Here is a 20314-nt window from a genome sequence, read left to right as displayed (position 1 = left end):
CATCAACTATCCGGAAAAGGGACCGTGGCCATAACATCGCCTGCCGAAACGCGGGCGATTTCAAGGGCAGGCAGGGCGAGGATATCTTCGAGGACATACCGATTGTCTCCGCCGAACTGCGGGGCCGGGCGGCGCTGGCTGCCCGGCGTCCGGCTGAGGTGGATCGGCAGGCCCGGATGACGATGCCGCCCGGCATCCGGATGATCAAGCTCCGTGAAGAACCCCCGATGGGCAAGATAGGTGCTGGAGGCGACATCGGCGGCATTGGCAACCGGGGCGGCGGCGACCCCGGCATATTGAAGAAGCCTTGCGACCGCGTGCTTGTTTCGCACAGCAGTCCACTCGGACAGTATCGCAGTCAGTTCCGTTTCGTGGCGCTTGCGTGCCGCAAGATCGGAGAACCGTGGGTCGGTTGCGAGCCCAGGATGCCCGATGGCGGAACAGAGCGCCTGCCATTGCGCCTGGTTTTCGGCAGCGATGACCACCCATTGGTCTTCGCCCCTTGCCGGAAAAGCGTCATGCGGCGACATGTTCGCAACGCGGTTGCCATCCGGGAGGGGGTCGACCCCGCTCTCGGCCGCCAGCAGGAGTTCCGCGCCGATGAACTGCATCGCCGCTTCGACCTGGGGCACCTCGACATACTGGCCCCTGCCCGTCCGGTCCCGATAATGAAGCGCCGTCAGGATCGCCGCAGCCGCGTTGAAGCCGCCGATCGGATCGAGGTAGGAAGGCCCGCTGTTTTCCGGCTGCCCACCCGGATAGGCCATCATTGCCGACATGCCGGTTGCCATCTCCATGGTTGGGCCAAGCGCCGCGTATCCCGACATCGGGCCGCTGCCTCCGAAAGCAGGGAGCTCCGCAACGATGATGTCCGGCTTGATTGCTGTGAGGCTTTCGTAATCGAGCCCGAGTTTTGCGAGCGTGCCGGGCCTGAAATTGCAGATCAATATATCGGCGACGGCGACGAGCCGGCGCAGCGTACTGCGCCCCTCCTCCGTCTTCAGGTTGAGGATGCAGGAGAGTTTGTTGACATTCTGGGAGTTGAAGAGAAAGGACCGGTCGAACGGGCGGGCGCCCGGTTCGCCATCCGGAAAATTAATCGGGTTCGGCCTCTCCTTGTTGAGCCGCCAGGAATTCACCCGGTTCGGTGATTCCACATGGATTGACTGCGCACCGAAATAGGCAAGGACCCGGCCCGCCATCGGGCCCGCCCAGGCCGTGGTGATCTCAATCACTCTCAGACCATCGAGCGGCGGCACTTTTGAAGATCGCGACGATTGCCGCGGCTGCCGGCTTTTGGCCTCCCAGACCGCAGGATCGATCTTCAGCTCCCCAAGTGCGGGCGCGCCGGATCTGACCACGCGCGGCGTGGCGCTCAAGCGGAACGGCGGGCCAAGGATCAGCCGGTCCTCGACCTTTTCCCAATAGTGTCGGCCGTTCAGGTGACGGTTATGGATCTGCTCGGATGGACGATAGGCTTTTGCGGCAATGACCTGGGCTTTCTGCAGCCGATCCACCAGGTCCTCAGCAGACCAGTTCTCGACCTTGTCCTGGATGATCTCGTAAAGGGTATCCCAATTTGCCCGCCGCACCTGGGGTTCGGAAAAGCGCGGGTCGGTTTCCAGAGGGAGCAGATCGAGCGCGGTGCAGACCGCGCGCCAACGGTGATTGTAGATCCAGATGCAAACCCAACCATCGCGGCACTTCACTTGCCCTGCCGGGATCGTCTGGTCCTGCCTCGTATGGATCGAACCGTTATAGATGTGACGCATGACATAAGGGAAACACATGGCCGCAGCGGTTTCGGCGGCATCGATCGCCACGATCTGGCCGAGACCGCTGGAATGGCGTTCGTGCAACGCCGTCATGATGCCGATATAGGCCGCCTGCCCTGCGGCAAAGGATGCACGCTCGCCGACGCCATAGAGAGGTTCCCGCCCGTAGGCGCCATTGTTGTTCATCATCCCGGACAGGGCCTGAAGAACGATCTCCGGCGCGCGCCACTCCTTCAGCGGCCCGTCGCAACCAAAGGCGGTGACACAGACCGCGATGCAGGCGGGATTGAGGCGCATGACCTTCTCAGGATCGAAATCCTCCGGCAGGATGGCGATGTCCGCCCCGCAAAGCATGGCGTCCAACACCTCCTGCCCACCAGTGCCTGTCCGATCGATGACGACGGAATTTTTGCCGGTGTTCAGATGCCAAAATCGCAGCGAGAGGGTCGGATCGGTCAAGGAAAACGGCGGCATATGCCGGATAGGTGAGCCTTCCGGAGGTTCGATCAGCATTACCTCTGCGCCGAAATCCGCCAGCAGCCGCGCGCAAAACTGTCCCGCCAGGGTATCCGAAAAATCGACGACCCGCAGGCCGTCCAGGGCTTTGGACATCCGCGTCTCCACCATCCGATTGTCTGGTCGGGTGTTCTCCCGAACGATGCCGAACCTAACGCGCGTTGCATACGGATGCAAGATCTGGAACTGTCTCAATTTTTCATATTGATGGCCGGCTGTTTGAGGCATAGTGAGAAGCGCGCATCGGTTGCAGCCAAACCAAGGGGAGCCGTCATTGAGCAGGAATGAGACCGCCAGCGAAAAAAGCAGACGCAAGCCGATGACGGCGCGTGAACTCGCCCGCATGCTCGGCGTCAGCCAATCGGCGGTCTCACGCGCCTTTACGCCGGGCGCGAGCATCGCCCCCGAGTTACGGGAAAAGATCGTCCGTTTTGCCGAGAACGTGGATTACCATCCCAATGCGATTGCAAGCATGCTGTCGAAGAGCCGCACGAATATCGTCGGCATCGTCATCTCCGATATGCAGAACCCGTTCTATCCGGCGCTGATCGAGCAGCTATCGCGCGCCCTGCAGCGCATCGGGCTGCAGAGCCTGATGTTCAACATCACCAGGGGCACCGATCTCGAGGAGCAGCTTTCGGCGCTGAGGCGCTACAATGTCGATGCGGTCATCATCATCTCCGCGACCATCCTGTCCGGCCCGACGCTGCAATGGGCAACCGACGGCAGGGCCGCGATCCTGATCAACCGCGTGGCGGAAGACACCGAACTCAGTTGTGTGATCTGCAACAATGCCGAGGGTGCGCGGGCCATCGCCGACCATTTTCATGCTATCGGCCGCCGTCGCGTCGCCTATGTCGCAGGCCTTTCGCACACAACAACCAATCGGGAGCGGCAGAACGCCTTTATCACCCGCGTCGCCGAGCATGGCATGACGCTTTCCGCCCTGATCGATGGCAATGAATACAGCTACTATGCCGGAAGGTCCGCTGCACTCGACATTCTTGCGCGAGGAGAAACTGACGCGATCTTTTTTGCCAACGACATACTTGCGGCCGGTGGCCTCGACGCGCTTAAGGAAAGCGGTGTACGCGTGCCCGAAGATATCGCTGTCGCAGGCTTCGACGATATAAGCATGGCCGCCTGGCCGCATTACGATCTAACTACGTTCCGTCAGCCGATCGATACGATCGTCGATGTGGCGGTGACGATGCTGGAGAACGGTTCATGCGCTCCGGGCCAACCGCCGGTCATCCGCCGCATTTCCGGCGAGCTCATCAAGCGGGGTTCGACCGGCGTTTCATAAGAATAGTCGGCGACAGACCTCGCGGCATCGCCGAAGGTAACCAGCGACCGACAGTCGGGGGCAGCCGATTTTTGCACAGCGTACCACGCTCGCGAGCCAACTCCCGGGTCTCGAGCTCATCGGCGGACGACCGAATATATCACGAAACTTGATACAAATCACGAAAACGGTTGACTTTCCGCACCGCCCAGGCAGTATTCGTTTAGTCGGGTAGCCGATCAGCACGCTGGAAACTGGGAGGAATACGGCATGCTTTCGAGAAGGACATTTATGTGGCTCGCGGGGACATTTCTCGCGACCAGGCCGGCGCTTGGGCAAGTGCCAAGCAACGATTTACCCCGAGAACAGCTGCTGATTCTCGAAAACCCTGAAGGAACGATCAAAAACGCCGGATGGTTTAACATTTGGGCCATCAATGCCGGCGGGCAGACGACGGGTCTCCACCAGAACATGATGGACACCTTCTGGTACATCGATCCCGACCACGGTGTCGATGGTGTCTGGGACAATTCGCTCGCAACAGAAAAGCCGATCTATAACAAGAATTTCACGGAGATGACCGTGAAGCTCCGCTCCGGCATCTTCTGGAGCGACGGCGTGGAGTTCACTGCGGACGACGTGGTGTTCACGATCGAGACCCACATGAAGACCAGCGGCCTGCGCTGGAGTGCACCGGTTCAGATCAACGTCGCGGCGATCGAGAAGAAGAGCCCGACAGAAGTGCTCTTCAAGCTCAAAAAGCCCAATTCGCGCTTCCATGCACTGTTCACGGTTCGCTGGAACGCCATGTGGATGATGCCGAAGCACGTCTTTGAGAAAGTCGGCGACGTTCTCAAGTTCGACTTCAACCCGCCGGTTGGGCTCGGTGCCTATACGCTCCACAATTTCGACCGCGGCGGCAAGTGGTTCATCTGGAAGAAACGCGAGGATTGGAAGCGGACCACGGTCGCCCGGTTCGGTGAACCTGGCCCTGGCTACCTAGCCTATATTGACCCGGGACCACCCGAAAAACGGGTTATCGAGCAGCTCAATCATCGCCTCGACGTCATCCACGACCTGTCCCCCGAAGGCATGTTCACGCTTGCCAAGGATTCGCCGTCCTCGGTCAGCTGGTTCAAGGGGTTTCCCTATGCGCATCCTGACCCGACCCTGCCTGCGGTCATCTTCAACCATCGGCTGGAAAAATTCCAGAACAAGGACGTCCGCTGGGCGCTGGCGCTGCTGATCGACATCAAGGCTGTCAGCATGGCTTCCTATCGAGGCGCCGCCACCATCTCCGCAATCGGCGTGCCGCCCACCGGTCTTTATCCGAAATACTATTTCGAACCGATGGAGCAGTGGCTGACGGGTTTCGAACTCGACACGGGCAAGCGGAAGATCAAGCCCTACGACCCGACGACGGGCAAGCAGATCGCAGACATGCTGCGCCCGTCCCTCAAGGACCAGATACCATCGGACCCGGCAGATATTGCCACCGCGTTTGGCAAGGGATGGTGGAAACCTGATCCGGAGGCGGCAACCGAACTTCTCCAGAAAGCCGGCTTCACCAAACAGGGCGAGCGCTGGTTCCAGCCGAACGGGCAGCCGTTTTCCGTAAAGGTCATGGTCGAAGGCGATCTCCGGCCGGTCATGACGCGTGCCGGATCGATCATCGCGCAGCAATGGCGGCGTTTTGGCATCGATGCGGTTATCGACGTCGCCCAGGGAACGATGATTGACCGGCGAGGTGTCGGCGACTTCGACACCTTCATAGGCTGGAGCGTCGAGACCTGGGGCGGTCACCCGGACCTGTCGTTCTTCCTCGACAGCTGGCATTCCCAGTTTGTCGTCGACGTCGGCAAGGTGCAACCACCGAGAAACTGGCAACGATGGGCTGAACCGAGGCTGGACAAGATCATCGAGGAGATCCGCACCATCGACTTCGACGATCCGCGCGGGGTCGAGCTCGGTCTCGACTATCTGAAGTTGGCCACCGAAGAGATGCCGATCATTCCGCTCATGGCCTACAACGTCTTCACGACCATGGACACGACGTACTGGACCGGCTTCCCAAGCCTCGCAACAAAGCCTTACACGGACCCGGTCCCCAACTGGGGCAACACTAAATATATGATGGTCAATTTGAAGCCGACCAAGCCGGCAAAGTGAGAAACTGCCGCCCGGAGCCTCCAAGGCACCGGGCGGAGACCTCATCCCGATATACGAGGCATCAATGCGATCCTACGCCATCTATGTGGCCAAGCGCATCCTGCAGTTCGCGCTGGTCGTTTTTGTCGGCATCAGCATCACGTTTCTGATCACGCATCTCACGCCGATAGATCCGGTCGAGCATGCCGTCGCACAAGTGAGTACATTTGGCTTTTCCAGCCCCGAATCCATCGAACTTCTTCGGCAGTCCCTCAAGGAACTCTACGGCGTCGGCGACAATCTGTGGGAGGAGTATCTCATATTCTGGCGACGACTGGCCATGCTCGACTTCGGCCCCTCGCTATCGGCATTTCCGACGCCCGTAAGTGAATTGATTGGAAGAGCCATCCCATGGACGATCGGTCTGCTTACAGTGTCGACGATATTGAGCTGGTTTATTGGTAATGTCCTTGGCGGACTGGCAGGCTACTACAGCCGCAATCGCATCCTTCGGGTCCTTGGCATGATCATGATGGGGCTCCATCCGGTACCCTACTATATTGTTGCCTTCGTTCTGTTGATCGTCTTCACATTCCTCTTGCCGATCCTGCCGAGCAGCGGCGGCTACGAGATGAACCTTCGGACTGGCTGGACGCCCCAATTCGTGGGCAGTGTCCTGATCCACTCCATTCTGCCTTCGCTCTCCCTCATCCTTGTCGGTGTCGGAAGCTGGTTCATGGGAATGCGGGCGCTGGTCTCGAATATCGTGACCGACGACTACGTCACCTATGCTGCGCTCGCCGGCGTACCGGACAAAAAGCTCGTAACGTCCTACGTCATGCGCAATGCATTCCTGCCGCAGATCACTGGCCTTGCAATGTCAATCGGCGCGATCTTCAACGGCGCGGTGATCACCGAACAGGTCTTCGGATATCCGGGGATCGGCCGCCTTCTGGTTGAGGCCGTCCATGCTGCCGATTATTCGCTCGTTTTGGGCATCACCTCGATTGCCATCATCGCAGTTTCGGCGGCCGTCTTCATCATCGACATCATCTATCCGCTGATCGACCCGCGCGTACAGGTGAGCCAATGATTGCCGTCCTGAGAGACCTGTTCCGCTATAACGGCGAGTTCGCAATCGGATGCGTGATCATGGCGATCATCCTCGGCCTTGCCGTAGCTTCCTTTTTCTCGCCATACGAACCGATCGACTCCTACGTTGTGGCCTTGGATGCGCCACCGTCGCTGGAATATATATTCGGAACCAATTCGCGCGGTCAGGACATCTTCTGGCAACTGACCTTTGCGATCCGCAATACCCTCGCCTTCGGCTTCATCGTAGCGCTCATCAGTCGCATACTCTCCCTGACGATCGGACTGATCTCCGGTTATGTCGGCGGGATCGTCGATCGCATCCTGATGTCGATCAACGACACGTTTATCGTCATTCCACTGTTCCCGCTTCTGGTCCTGCTCTATTTCGTGTTGCGTGACGACATGACCTGGCTCGTGCTGGCACTCGTCATGGCGGGCCTCGGATGGGCCTATGATGCGCGGCTTATTCGATCGGTCATGATAAGCCTCAGAACCCGTGAATTCACCAACACCAGCGTTTTTTCCGGCATGTCGATGCCGAGGATCGTCACGCAGGAACATCTGCCCTATGTGCTGCCGATCGTCTTCTCGACTTTCATGAATAACATGAACTGGTCGATCGGGCTCGAAGTCACGCTTGCAGTCCTGGGCTTTACCGATGTCGACACACCGACCGTCGGCGGCATGATCTTCTGGGCCAACCAGCACAGTGCAATGGTGTCCGGAGTCTGGTGGTGGTACTTCTTTCCCACCCTCTTCGTGACGTTGACGTTCATCGGCCTCTTCCTTCTGGCCATCTCGATGAATGAATACATCGATCCGCGCAGCCGGCTCGATCGGATGGGGAATTCCTGATGACGCAGATCCCCGTCTCAGCCGGCAACGGACACGCGCACGTCCTGGAAACGAGTAATCTCCGCGCCTACTACCGGATGAAATATTTCGGGATCGACCGCGAAGTAAGAGCTGTCGACGGGATCTCGATGCATGTGCGCAAGCACGAGATCTATGGCATTGCGGGCGAATCCAGTTGCGGCAAGACCACGTTCATCAAAGCGATCGCGGCTGCGATCAGGCCCCCGTTGGAAATTGTTGGCGGGCACGTGAAATACAGCTTCATCGACGATGATCTCTATGCACTGCCCCCGGCACGACGTGCAGCCATTCGCTGGCGCCACCTCTCCTACATCCTGCAAGGGTCGATGAACGTGCTCAATCCCGTTCGTCGCGTTCACAAGACGTTTGAGGACTTCGCGTTCCGGCACATGCATTTGCCACGCGCCGAATTCGACCAGGAGGTGCGGCGCCATCTGGAGCGGCTGCGCCTTCCTCCCGAGATACTCCGGTCCTATCCGCACGAACTCTCGGGCGGGATGCGGCAGCGCGTTTGCATTGCCCTCGCTACGCTTTGCAGGCCGGAATTCATCATCGCCGACGAACCAACGACCGCGCTCGATGTCGTCGTCCAGAAAGACGTCCTGGCGATGATCCGGGAAACACAGCATGAATTCAGCTCGTCAATGATCTTCGTTACCCACGACCTGACTGTTCATGCAAACATCACGGACAGGCTCGGCATCATGTATGCCGGCCGTCTTGTCGAAGAAGGGCGAACCGCTGACGTTTTTGCCAATCCCTTGCATCCGTATACGGCCCATCTGATCGCCAGCTTGCCGACGATCGGCGACAGACATACACGCGATGGGCTTCATGGAACCCCGCCGAACCTGGCCGATCCTCCGAAAGGGTGCCGTTTCCATCCGCGATGTCCACTGGCGATGGAGATCTGCCGACACAAGAACCCCGCCCTTACCACCCTCGCGGAAGATCATAGGGTGGCATGTTTCGCGGCGAGTTCGGACGTCCTGCCAACACCTGACGAGAAGCCGAACCAGCCCGAGGAATTGGAGACCGAGCGATGACGGCTCCTCTTCTGCAGCTCGACGGCGTCTCCAGGCTCTACAAACGAGGAGGCCTGCTTGGCCGCCAGGAATTCCGGGCCGTCGACAATGTATCGTTCTGCCTGGAGGGCGATGAACCTCAAGTCTTCACGATCATCGGCGAATCCGGAAGCGGCAAGACGACGCTCGCAAGGATGATCCTCAACATGGTCCGGCCAAGCGCCGGGACGATCTTTTTCAAGGGCCGCGACCTGGTTTCGATCCGCGGGACCGGAGCGCGGCGAAGGTTCATGAAAGAGGTCCAGCCGATCTTCCAGAATCCCTTCGAGGCGTTCAATCCCTTGAAACGCGTCGATCGCTATCTGTTCATGACGGCAAGAAACTTCACCGACGCCCGTTCATCCGCACAGCTGGAAGCCGTGGCCGACAAGGCGCTGAACAATGTCGGCCTTTCGATTGCCGAAGTGCGCGGGCGGTTTCCTCACGAGCTCTCCGGTGGTCAGCTCCAGCGGGTGGCGATTGCCCGGGCGCTGATCCCCGGCCCTTCGATGCTTGTCGCCGACGAGCCGGTTTCGATGGTCGATGCCTCGCTGAGAATGTCGATCGTCAATCTGTTTCGTGCACTGCGCGATGACCTCAAGGTTTCGATCATCTACATCACGCACGATCTTGCGACGGCCTATTACGTGAGCGACAGGATCATCATCATGCGCAAGGGTGAAATCGTCGAAAGCGGCGACGCACGCTCGGTCCTTGATAACCCCCAGCATCCGTACTCGCAGCTCCTGAAGTCCGCCATCCTGTCTCCCGACCCGAACGGTCGCGGCGTGCTGACCGGCGACAGCGCCGCATCTCAGCAAGCGCGCGCATCGCCGGATTCGTCGATCGAAGAGACAGAGCTGCAGTCGCATTAGCGGCGAATTACCGTTTCCTGAAGCAAAGTGAGATTTGAGAGATGATCAAGGCCCAAGCCCGGTTCGACCGGGACTTTATCATTGGTGACACCGACAACCGCCTGTTCGGCGCGTTTGTCGAACATCTTGGCCGCTGCGTCTATGGCGGTATTTTCGAGCCCGGCCATCCGACGGCCGACGAAAAGGGGTTCAGGCGGGATGTTCTGGAGCTCGTGCGCGAGCTCAATCCCACCATCATGCGTTACCCCGGCGGCAACTTCGTTTCCGGTTATAATTGGGAGGATGGAGTGGGGCCGGTGGAGCAGCGCCCGCGCCGCCTCGACCTGGCATGGAAATCCGTCGACACCAATCATTTCGGAACCAACGAATTCATGGACTGGTGCCGGGTGGCCGGTATCGAACCGATGTTGGCCGTCAACCTCGGCACGCGCGGGCCAGACGAAGCCCGCCATCTGCTCGAATACTGCAACCATCCTTCCGGCACCCATCTTTCTGAGCTTCGGAAACAGCACGGCTGGGAAAAACCGCACGACATCAAATTCTGGTGCCTGGGCAACGAAATGGACGGCGGCTGGCAGATGGGGGCGAAAACGGCCGACGAATACGGCCGCATCGCGGTGGAAACCGCAAAGATGATGCGGATGACCGATCCAACCATCGAACTGGCGGCCTGCGGATCCTCCGGACGAAAAATGGCGACCTATGGCGAATGGGAGAGGATCGTCCTCGAGCACACGTTCGATCACGTCGAGTTCATATCGCTGCACACCTATCTCAACAACTATGCCGACGACACGCCATCGTTCCTGGCAAGTCCCGACCTGATGGACAGCTTTATCGAAGAGGTGGTTTCGATTGCCGATGCCGTCGCGGCGCGACGTCGCTCCCACAAGCGCATCATGCTGAGCTTCGATGAATGGAACGTCTGGTATCGCACTCGGCGCGGCGAACATAACCGCGTGAAGGAAGGCTGGCCCGTCGCCCCACCCATCCTGGAGGAGGAATACGACATGCAGGATGCGCTTGCCTTCGGCGGCGCATGCATCTCACTCCTCAATCACGCCGATCGCGTCAAGGCCGGATGCCTCGCCCAACTCGTAAACGCCATCGCCCCCATCATGACGGAAACCGGTGGACCGGCCTGGCGGCAAACGATCTTTTGGCCCTTCTCGGACTTCAGCAATCTCGGCAGGGGCAGCGTCCTCAGAACCCGCGTCGATACGCCGACCTATGCCACCCGCTACTACGACCCCACTCACACGGAAGACCTGTACGACAAGATCGACTCGGTTCCGTACCTCAAGTTCTCGGCGGTGCATTCGGAAGAGAACAAGACGGTCACCCTCTTCATCCTGAACCGGCATCTTTCCGACGATATGCAGGTTGATATCGCGGCAACCGGCTTCGGCGGGCTAAAGCTGCAGCGAGCACATTCGCTGCATCACCATGATCTCAAGGCGAGCAACACCAAAAATGCGCCGAACACCGTGGCGCCTCGCGATCTGAAGGACATAGAGGTGACGAGTGACAGTGTCACGATCACCGTCCCTCCGGCGTCATGGAGCGTCGTTCGGTTCAGCGCTTCCCTGTGAAGCCGAAGTCGAAGACGGCCCGTACAGGCCCCATCCGCCGTCAGGCAAGATAGAGCCGCATGATGATGTCCTGGTCGTAGTTGCCGAAGCCGCGACCGAAGATGTTGATGCCCCCCGGATGGGGGGCGTTCTCTTCTATGCCGATTTTCATCCTGATCGAATGATGCTCGGCCAAACCGATGTCGCCGATAGTGATATTGGAGATCGATACGCCGTCGATAAATGATCCCTGCTTGGTGACGCGCCAAGTCTTCAGCTTGCCGTATTGAGAGCCTTCAAGCTTCCACCAGTGAGGCGTATAGACCCCACGCTTGTCGCCATAGTCACCGGGTGACGTCCAGGTCCCGATGCGATGCTCGTTGATCCACAGCGTTATGTCGGAAGGCCAGTTGACGTTCGTGCCGGGCACTTCCGACGAAAGTTCCATCGAAAATTCGATGGCCTCGACCGCCGAGTTAACAAGCTTGGCATTGTTCGGAAATTTGTATTCGACATTGCCGCGGCCGAACCAGATCAATGCCGCTTGCACCCGGCCGGGATCGAGGAAGAAATCTGGAACATCCAGCAGCCCGATGACGCCGTCTGGCGAGCAAAGTCCGCAGGGCGCGGAAACTTCGCAGCTCGTGTAGAGGCCCAGAGGCATCGCAACTTCGATCTGGTTGTTTCTCGTTGCTTTCTCGGCGGTATCGAAACGAACGATGATTTCGTCGTATTTGGCGCTGCAGACCTTCTGATTGCCCTTGGTCGCCTTGACAGAATAGGTCTCGATGAGACCGGCCTCTTCAAGGGTCAGAATGTTCACGGCAACCGTCGACTGCGGCAGCGACAAGGCCGCGCTGATTTCATTGACGTTGAGCTTGCCGCGATCATGGAGGAGCTGAAGAATGTTGACCCGAATAGGTGAAGCCAGGCCCTTGAGAACCAAGCTGCCGGTATTGGCCGAGACGGTGAGAAAATTGGGCTTCATGCTTCATGATCATGCAGTTGCCCTCCCTTTGTATCAGAGATTTTGATTTACTAAGAGCAAATTTTTCGAAGACCGGGCGATACTCTTGGTCAGCGGATGATCTAGGCGTTTTACAGACGCCAGCCCGAGTAGCTTCACAGAACCACTGTTCCCGATCGCGCGAAAGTAGCCGATCCTTCCGCAATTCTGCAAAATACGCCTTTCGGAGGATGGACAGGCTGGCTTCCGCAGACCGCCGGCAGGATCGTCTGCCATTTGCCCAAGAAACCCATGGAAAGCCGCTCAAGGCTTAAACCTTTTGATCCTGTTGCCAGGACGGCTCAACGCGATACGATCCACCGGCGATACGGAGATAACCTAGGGCTCGGCTCGGAAAACGACCGACCTTGGGTTTTGCCGTAACTTACGAAGCATGGCGAAGGCTCGAGCCTTGGGGCGGATAGGGCACGAGCCTTGGAACGGATCGTCCGGCAGTTCGTCGCTGCGTTGCATGCCTTGCCACCCATAGCGACCATACACAGTCCCCCAATGCGTCCTGACGTGAAGCACGTTCGGCTCCACGCAACGAGTGAAAGGGATCACGATGGAAAATCTACAGGCATATTTTCTGAATTTTCCGCAGTTCGCCGTCACGTGGGGGATTTTCTTCGGGGCGGGCTTGCTGAGCTTCTTCTTCCTGCTGTGGAGAGACCGCTCGGACTTTTCATTCAGGGAAATGTTCGAACACTGCGTGCCTTTCAATGTGCTCACATCGAAGAGTTTCCACATGGATGTCATCATCTATGTCTGGAGAAAGCTGACGGATCTCGTTTTCGTCGCCCCAGGGCTCGCGGTCACGGCTCTGGTATCCAGCGCGACGGATTTTGGCCTGCAATCCGTCTTTGCAGATTTTTCGCCGCTGGGTATCAATTACGTCGTGACGTTCTCGTGCACGATCGTGATGCTGATTGCCGCCGAGTTCGCCGATTATCTGGTGCATTACCTCGAACACAAGGTGCCCGCCCTGTGGGAGCTGCATAAAGTCCATCACTCGGCCGACTTCCTCAACCCCCTGACATCCAAGCGCGGCCACTCGTTCCCGCTGGTCTATGGTGGGATCGCCGCCGGTGTGATCACCGGCACATTTGCCGGGCTGTTCATGTTCCTGTTCGGCATCAGCCTCGTCGAAGCCGTCGCCCTGCGGGCCGTGGCGAGCAAGATATTCACCATCTGGACGCTCGATCCCCTCAAGCACTCGCATATTCCGGTCAGTCTGGGTTGGTTCGACCGATTCCTGATCAGCCCCCACATGCACCAGATCCACCACAGCAAGGTCGAGCGCCATTGGGACAAAAATTTCGGAACCAACCTTTCGATCTTCGACTGGATGTTTGGAACCGGCTACCGGCCTGAAAGGGGAGAAAAGGCGGTGTTCGGCATCTCCGGCTACAGCGACGCCTCATTGCAGAAATTCAATACGTTCAAGGGAGCCTATTTCGATCCGGTCCTGAGGAGCTGGAAGGCGATTGTCGCGCAGGTGCGCCCCGACGCCCGTGCCAAGCCTGGCGCCAAAAGGGACACGCCGACTTTCATCATCGAAACGCAGAAGAGGGCGGAGCAAGGCGCCGATACGGCCGGTTCGGCTCCGGCCGCCATCGGCCCACGATCTCCTTCGCCGGCATCAAATAGCGGAACGATCGGCTGATGGGCGCTGGCAACGACAGGTATCGCGCATGAGTTTGGAGCCCATCGGAATATTCACGCTCGTTCTGGGGCTCTATTGCCTGTTTGCAGGATACCATACGAGCATCGTCGTGTTCATCGGCCTTTCCGTTTTCGGTGCCGCAGCCGCGATCCTGATCGGATCCGCAAACATCCAGCCGGCGCACCTTTTTCTCGCATTCCTTGCCCTCAGCGTCCTGACCTATCGAGACAAGTTCAACATCGCGCTCAAGGCACTGTCCTTCCCCAAGCCCGGATTCTGGCTGGCGTGTCTGCTGATCTACGGAACAGCGTTGGGTTTTTTCGCGCCGCGCCTGTTTGCCCGCATGACGGACATCATCCCGCTCGGCGTTTCCGAATATCCATCCACCGGCCGCACTGTGCCTTTGGGGCCGGTCTCCAGCAATTTTACCCAGGCGGTCTACGTTTCCGCAGATCTTCTTGCCTATGTCCTGATCCTGGCAATCGGATCCACCATGGCCGGCTTCAGGGCGATTACCGTCGGGGTTCTGGTATTCGCCGGCGCGAATGCCTTCTTTGCCCTGCTCGACATCGCGACCTATGGCACTGGGGCTCAGGACGTCTTTCTCTACATCCGCAACGCGCAATACACATTTCACGATGATGACGTCGTCGCCGGTGTCAAGCGTATCGTCGGCTCATGGCCGGAGGCGTCGGCATTTGCCGGCATCAGCCTCGCCTCAGTCGGGTTTACCGGCACGCTGTGGCTCTGCGGGCGCGACCTGAGATGGAGCGGCGCACTTTTCCTTGTCACGACCCTGCTGGTGATACGGTCCACGTCGTCGGCGGGCCTGTTGGCTTTGCCGCTATGTTTCGTGATCCTGTATATCACCGCCTTCTTCCGTTCCGGCGGGCAATCCGGAACCCGGAACAGTTCGGCGATCGTGCTGTTTACACTGCCGCTGATTTGTCTCGTCGCTTTGGTGATTGCCCTCAACGATGCGCTTTTCCGGCAGCTCTACGACTATTTTGACCTGCTCATCTTCAGCAAGTCCACCTCGTCTTCCGCGGTCGAACGCGGCTCCTGGAACACCTATGGATACCAGAATTTTCTCGATTCCTACGGTCTCGGGGTTGGCCTCGGTACCTCCCGCACGTCGAGCTTCCTGTTCGCTCTGCTCTCCAATGTGGGAATACCCGGAACGATCATGTTTTCGCTCTTTGCGATTTCGGCATTCTCGAAACGGCGCGGGACGCCGCGCACCTTCACCTCGGATATCCGGCTTGCCGCGCGCAACGGCTGCGCCTGCCTGATGATCGGGGCCATGGTTGCGGGACCGACCGTCGATCTCGGCCTTGTGTTCTTCATCCTGGCTGGCCTTTCGAGCGCCGAGCCGGATGGCGAAACGCTGACCGCTCCATCGACCCGCTACATGACGGCAAAGGTGAGTTGATTGCGCACCGAAAGCTTGTCCGTCAGGCATAGACCCGGAAATAATCGACCCGCATGCGGGTGAGCGTGTCCGCGGGCAAGAGCGGCTGCGGATAAGGGACATCCGAACGCAAGGCAAGCGTGAGGACCGGCCAGAACACGTCCTGATCGGCATCGAGTTGCGCGGAGCGGTTGATCGTCCAGACCGCCGGCATTCCGGTCTTGGTATCAACGATGGGCTGCCGCTCGAAATAGATGGTGCATTCGGTGTCGGTGACCAGCACCCCGTATCGGCAATAACCGGCGGTCATGTCGATTGGAGTGGGCACGCCGGTTCCTTCATTATGCTCGCCGGGTTGCCCCCATTCGTGCAGATAGGCCCCGTAGAGCGTCGGCTCCCAGCCCTTGTGCTCGACGACGTCGATTTCGATGCTCGTCTGAGGACGAAGGATGCTGCGTCCGTTCATCATCCAGAAAGCCGGCCAGCTCAGCGGGTGTCTCGGAAACAGCATCCGCGCCTCGAAATAGCCGCGCCGCCAGCCTTTGAGGACCGTGCCGTCGCGCTTGGCCGTCTGAATATTGCCCGATATCCACTGAAATTCGGCGAGGTCGTTGCCGTAATAATTGGGGACCTTCATCGGCTGTCCGATGTGTTTTGCGGCCACTTCCAACGCCTTGCCATCGCTCGCGTTCGGGTCGTCGACGATCGCATAGGGGTTGAACCCCTCTTCGCCGCGATCTCTCGCGAAAGCCGAACGGCCGTAAAAGCCCGGATCGGAGGTCGTCGGCTTCGGACCGGCGCTCCAGGTCGACCAATCGAGCCTGGTGAAATTGTCCTCGAATATCAGGGCTCGCCCGCTGGTGGGGTCTTCCAGGCGCGCAGATGCCGCCGACCGCCAAACGAGACCGCCGGCGAGGCCCGCCGAGGCCAGGGCGCCGACGGCGAATGAGCGGCGGGACAATAACGTCGTCATGATCCACCTCACGTCGTTTCATTCAGGCTGGCCCGCAAAGACCTATGCCGCTGCCGCACGCCGCAACGCGTTGGCATGCACCTCAAGCACCCGCTCCGGGCTGTAGCAGTCAATGAACTCCTGCCGGAAGCCGGCGTGGGCCTGCTCGGCACGCAGATTGTCGCAATAATAGATCATCGCGTTCACGAGCTCCTGGAGACGATCCACCGGCACGAGCAGGCCAAGCCTGCTGTCGACGAGGATGTCGCTCGGGCCGAATTCGCAATCCGTCGCGATGACCGGCAGGCCGAACCGCAAGGCTTCACAGATTGCCAGCGACCATCCCTCCCATCGGGACGTGGAGACGTAGACGTCACTTGCCGCCAGCGCGGGCTGGGGATTTTCGGGATGATGCTCCAGGCTTACCACGTCCGCGAGGCCGCGACGGTCGATCTCGGCGCGCAGGGCCGCCTCCCCGTCTCCATAACCGACGATTTTCAGCAGGACATTGCTGCGTTTTTTCCTCAGCTCGGAAAACGCGGCCAAAAGAATGTCCTGGCCTTTCTGAAAGGAGAAGCGACCGATATTGATGAACGTGACGTTATCGTCGACGCGTGCTTGGCCGGCATCGGAAAGGTCAAACTTTCGCACCGGGTTCGGCACCCAATAATGCGGGCGCTTGCTCTTGAACATCACATTGAATGAGGTGAGCTGCCGCGGCGAGGTTCCGAAAACCGAGGCGATCTTCGGCAGGAAAAGTGTCTTCATCAACAGGAAGAGTATCTTGGCCTTGATGTGGCTGCGCTCCAGCTTCGGATTGCCGTGAAGATGGACGGCAAACCGGCGCCGGATGCCGATGCAGGAGGCCATGCAGATCACCGTCGGCTCGATCTGCGGCACGACGATAAGGTCATAATCCTTGCTCGCAATGACCTTCCGGAAGTTGCGCATCAGCTCGATCCGGCTCGAAGCCACGCGGTCGATAATCGTGTAGTTCCTGCCCTCCGGGCGATTTTTGTGAACCGACGTGTAGAGGACGTCCACTTCGAAGTCGCTCCCGTACTGATCCGTCAGGCCGGAGCAGATCGTATCCACGACCCTTTCGATACCGGCGAAAGCGCTCGTACCCGGTTGGACGTAGAGGATCTTCAAAGGTGTATGGGCACTAAGTCTTTCGGAGTAGGGCATGGTTGCTATTTGCATATACCTAACCTCTTTGAATTTTCCGAAGACCATGTATAGTAAGGAAAATCTCCTACAAAAAACGTCGGAAACATCCCTGCTGAAACATTAAGTTAAAACTGGCGGAATACAAAGAAACTCTTCACCGCCTAGCGCAATAACATTGATACAATGTCGATGAGATTGCAACAGCAAAGGTTTTCTAGATGTCCGTCATCGAATTAAACGCGATTTCGGGGAAAACTGTACTTCCGCTACCAGCCTGCAACATCTGCATTGTCGGGTCAGGACCTGCCGGCACGACGCTTGCGCAGGAATTGTCGAATACGAACCTGCGCGTCACTCTTCTGGAGAGCGGCGGCATGGCCCGTGATCCCCTGATGGATGCGCTTGACGAGATCGACAATGTCGGTCGTCCGCGGGCGGGTGACCAGTGGTCCGTTCGCAATCGTATCGTCGGCGGAAGCTCCCACACCTGGGGTGGACGTTGCGGCCCCTTCGACGCCATCGATTATCAAGAACGGCCTTGGGTTCCGTATTCCGGCTGGCCGATCGATGGCGCGGATCTCGAACCTTATCTGGCGCGCACTGCCTCCCATCTCGGCCTGGCTCTCGGCAATGGCTACAATGATGAACGGTTCTGGGTGATTGCCAACCGCCAGCGGCCGGCACCGGACCTCGATCCGGCAATCCTGATCCCTTTCTTCTGGCAGTTCAGCCGGGACACGGAAGAAGCTTACCCTTATGAATATATGCGCTTCGGTCGTCATGTGGCCAAACGGATCGGCCCCGATGTCACACTCGTTACCGGGGCGACCGTGCAGAGCGTCCAGGTATCGGCGTCGGGGGATGCCGTGCGCGGCGTGCGATTTGCGGCGGCCGATGGCAGCCAGCAGGTATTGACCGCATCCATCGTGATCCTGTGCTGCGGAGGCATAGAAAACGCCCGCATACTGATGAACTCCGACGAGACGAAACCTCATGGAGTGGGAAACGACCATGACCAGGTGGGACGCTATCTCATGGACCATCTCAGGGGTTCGGTGGCGACCTTTTCGCTGCCGGGTTCCGATGTTCTTCAAAAACGCTTTGGCCGATACAATGTCAGTCGCCATTTCTTTCGCGCCGGATTTCGGCTGAGTCCCGATATCCAACGGCGCGAACAGCTGCTCAACTGCGCCGGCTGGCTCGGCGAGGTGTTGGCAAAGGATGATCCCTGGGATGCCTTGCGGCGCGTAGCGGGGCGCACTCCGAGACTGCCGCAGGACCTGTTCCATATCATCGCGAACAGCAATTTGATCGTCAGGGGGGTGAAGGACTTTTTGGGCGCCAAGAATGGGGTCCCGCGCAAGCTGACCGAACTCGACCTGCAATGCATGTGCGAGCAGGTGCCCAATCCTGATAGCCGCGTGACCTTGTCGGAACGACGCGATCGGCTGGGCATGCGCTTGCCGCGAGTGGACTGGCGCAGCCACAGCGACGAGTCCCGCACGATGCGCAGAATGGCGGAATTGGCTGTCCAGGAACTGCCAAAAGCCGGCCTGCCCGCGCCGAAGCTGGAGGAATGGGTCAAGGACGGCGCCGAAATTCCCTCGACATTCGTCGATGTCGCTCATCCGACCGGAACAACGCGCATGTCCACGGAGCCCAGCCATGGCGTCGTCGACGCCAACTGCGAAGTACATGGCGTCAGCGGTCTCTTCGTGCAGGGCAGTTCTGTCTTCCCAACGGCCGGGCATTGCAATCCCACCCAGATGATCGTCGCACTGGCTGTTCGCCTCGCCGATCACATCAAGATGAAGCACACATATCGAGAACCAGTTCCGGTGGCGGCCGATGCCAGATTTGCTTAAGGCAAAGCCAGTTCTGGTGACTGGCGCGACCGGCAGGATCGGCAGGATCGTCGTCACGGATCTGATTGAACGCGGTTATGCCGTACGCGCCACCACATCGAAGCCATTGGCGACGGATAGGGGCGAGGTTGACGATCTCCTGGAGTGGCGGCGGTTCGACTTCATGACGGATGACAATTGGGACGGGCTCGTCAAGGGCTGCTGCGCGGTTCTGCACCTTGCGGCCGAGCTCGGCAAGATGGAGCGCATGCAGCGGGTCAATGTGGAGGCCACCCGGCAACTTGCGCAAGCCTGCGAGCGTCAGGGTATCGCCGCCTTCTGTTACGTCAGCACCGTTTCGGTTTACGGGAGTGGACGAAAGCGCCAGATCGAGGAGGCCTCGCCGGTATTGACCGCTGATCGGGATATCCCCTCGCAATACTGGGCTCTCGATTATGTTCGAATGTATGGGCGGACCAAACTGGCAGGCGAGCTTGCATTGCGCGCCGTTGCAAGACAGACCCGCTTTACGATCGTGCGGCCTGCCGTGGTCGTCGACATCAACCAGATCATCGGGATTCGTGACTGGAACCCGATCAAGCGACTGCTCGGCGCCCACCGCCATGCGCATCACATCTATGTTCGCGACGTCTCCGATGCGATGATCTGGCTTATCGTGCGTAGCCTGGCGGGACACGGCCAGCCGGGTCAGGTCGAGGTCTATAACCTCGCGGAGGACGATTGCCCCGACCCACGGCATATCGATTTTATGCGAAAGGCTTTCGCCGTCAGCCGTGACCGACGCTACAGAAGCATGCCAATACCGGCAGTCGCCGACTGGCTTCACGATTTCCTGAGATTCAGAACCCTGCCTTTGAGAAACCCTCTGTGGCGAATGCGCTTTTCCAACCAGCGCCTGAAGGAGGCCGGCTATCGCTTTCGTTACGGCATGGCAGAGGCCCAACGGCTTGCGCTTTCCGCCCTCGAAAAGGACGTCGAAAATTGAGAAGCCGGGTGACGAAGCATCGCGTGGCTGCGCTCATATGCGGGGTCTTGAGCT

At 58.9% G+C, this 20314-nt stretch carries 15 protein-coding genes; 11 read left to right on the top strand and 4 right to left on the bottom strand.

Going from position 1 to position 20314, the window contains the following annotated elements; all coding sequences use genetic code 11:
- Window positions 1–2: 2 nt before the first annotated feature.
- A complete protein-coding gene (locus ACZ9IU_RS24930; protein WP_162182363.1) occupies window positions 3–2387 on the bottom strand; it encodes a CaiB/BaiF CoA transferase family protein in 2385 nt (794 codons plus the stop codon).
- A gap of 178 nt (window positions 2388–2565) precedes the next feature.
- Between ACZ9IU_RS24930 and ACZ9IU_RS24925 the strand changes: the two genes are divergently transcribed.
- The 7 genes from ACZ9IU_RS24925 to arfA all read left to right on the top strand — a co-directional run bounded on the left by ACZ9IU_RS24925 (window position 2566) and on the right by arfA (window position 11226).
- Window positions 2566–3597, top strand: coding sequence for a LacI family DNA-binding transcriptional regulator (locus ACZ9IU_RS24925; RefSeq protein ID WP_162182364.1), 1032 nt, complete (start codon window positions 2566–2568; stop codon window positions 3595–3597).
- 249 nt (window positions 3598–3846) lie between these two features.
- Window positions 3847–5745 carry an ABC transporter substrate-binding protein gene (locus ACZ9IU_RS24920; RefSeq protein ID WP_040125420.1) on the top strand — a complete coding sequence of 633 codons (1899 nt, stop codon included), beginning with the start codon at window positions 3847–3849 and terminating at the stop codon, window positions 5743–5745.
- 64 nt (window positions 5746–5809) lie between these two features.
- The gene (locus tag ACZ9IU_RS24915; RefSeq protein ID WP_040125422.1) at window positions 5810–6817 is read left to right on the top strand and encodes an ABC transporter permease; all 1008 of its coding nucleotides are present in this window, start codon (window positions 5810–5812) and stop codon (window positions 6815–6817) included.
- Window positions 6814–7674 carry an ABC transporter permease gene (locus ACZ9IU_RS24910; protein WP_040125424.1) on the top strand — a complete coding sequence of 287 codons (861 nt, stop codon included), beginning with the start codon at window positions 6814–6816 and terminating at the stop codon, window positions 7672–7674. Before ACZ9IU_RS24915 ends, ACZ9IU_RS24910 begins: the two co-directional genes overlap by 4 nt.
- The gene (locus tag ACZ9IU_RS24905) at window positions 7674–8741 is read left to right on the top strand and encodes an ABC transporter ATP-binding protein (protein WP_051900611.1); all 1068 of its coding nucleotides are present in this window, start codon (window positions 7674–7676) and stop codon (window positions 8739–8741) included. Before ACZ9IU_RS24910 ends, ACZ9IU_RS24905 begins: the two co-directional genes overlap by 1 nt.
- Window positions 8738–9634, top strand: coding sequence for an ABC transporter ATP-binding protein (locus ACZ9IU_RS24900; protein ID WP_051900617.1), 897 nt, complete (start codon window positions 8738–8740; stop codon window positions 9632–9634). Before ACZ9IU_RS24905 ends, ACZ9IU_RS24900 begins: the two co-directional genes overlap by 4 nt.
- Window positions 9635–9678: 44 nt before the next feature.
- Complete coding sequence (arfA, locus tag ACZ9IU_RS24895; RefSeq protein WP_405029304.1) at window positions 9679–11226, top strand: arabinosylfuranosidase ArfA; 1548 nt, start codon at window positions 9679–9681, stop codon at window positions 11224–11226.
- A 40-nt stretch (window positions 11227–11266) separates the two neighbouring features.
- Here the strand turns inward: arfA and ACZ9IU_RS24890 are convergent, their stop codons facing one another.
- Window positions 11267–12193, bottom strand: coding sequence for an ArsR/SmtB family transcription factor (locus ACZ9IU_RS24890; RefSeq protein ID WP_040125428.1), 927 nt, complete (start codon window positions 12191–12193; stop codon window positions 11267–11269).
- A 766-nt stretch (window positions 12194–12959) separates the two neighbouring features.
- Here ACZ9IU_RS24890 and ACZ9IU_RS24885 point away from each other — a divergent pair.
- Both ACZ9IU_RS24885 and ACZ9IU_RS24880 read left to right on the top strand, forming a co-directional pair.
- The gene (locus tag ACZ9IU_RS24885) at window positions 12960–13877 is read left to right on the top strand and encodes a sterol desaturase family protein (protein WP_157885334.1); all 918 of its coding nucleotides are present in this window, start codon (window positions 12960–12962) and stop codon (window positions 13875–13877) included.
- Window positions 13878–13905: 28 nt separating this feature from the next.
- Window positions 13906–15309 carry a hypothetical protein gene (locus ACZ9IU_RS24880; protein ID WP_040125431.1) on the top strand — a complete coding sequence of 468 codons (1404 nt, stop codon included), beginning with the start codon at window positions 13906–13908 and terminating at the stop codon, window positions 15307–15309.
- 22 nt (window positions 15310–15331) lie between these two features.
- On the opposite strand, the gene ACZ9IU_RS24875 is transcribed toward ACZ9IU_RS24880, so the two are convergent.
- Together ACZ9IU_RS24875 and ACZ9IU_RS24870 are read right to left on the bottom strand one after the other, a co-directional pair.
- The gene (locus tag ACZ9IU_RS24875; protein WP_040125433.1) at window positions 15332–16261 is read right to left on the bottom strand and encodes a glycoside hydrolase family 16 protein; all 930 of its coding nucleotides are present in this window, start codon (window positions 16259–16261) and stop codon (window positions 15332–15334) included.
- Window positions 16262–16303: 42 nt separating this feature from the next.
- Window positions 16304–17443, bottom strand: coding sequence for a glycosyltransferase (locus tag ACZ9IU_RS24870; protein WP_040125435.1), 1140 nt, complete (start codon window positions 17441–17443; stop codon window positions 16304–16306).
- Window positions 17444–17628: 185 nt separating this feature from the next.
- Between ACZ9IU_RS24870 and ACZ9IU_RS24865 the strand changes: the two genes are divergently transcribed.
- Window positions 17629–19275 (top strand): GMC oxidoreductase, encoded by a 1647-nt coding sequence (locus tag ACZ9IU_RS24865; protein WP_051900619.1) that lies wholly within the window; start codon window positions 17629–17631, stop codon window positions 19273–19275.
- Window positions 19259–20260 carry an NAD-dependent epimerase/dehydratase family protein gene (locus tag ACZ9IU_RS24860; protein ID WP_051900621.1) on the top strand — a complete coding sequence of 334 codons (1002 nt, stop codon included), beginning with the start codon at window positions 19259–19261 and terminating at the stop codon, window positions 20258–20260. Before ACZ9IU_RS24865 ends, ACZ9IU_RS24860 begins: the two co-directional genes overlap by 17 nt.
- Window positions 20261–20314: the final 54 nt, after the last annotated feature.

It is taken from the genome of Mesorhizobium sp. USDA 4132, assembly GCF_056279545.1.
This window is presented reverse-complemented; position numbering and strand designations above follow the sequence as displayed.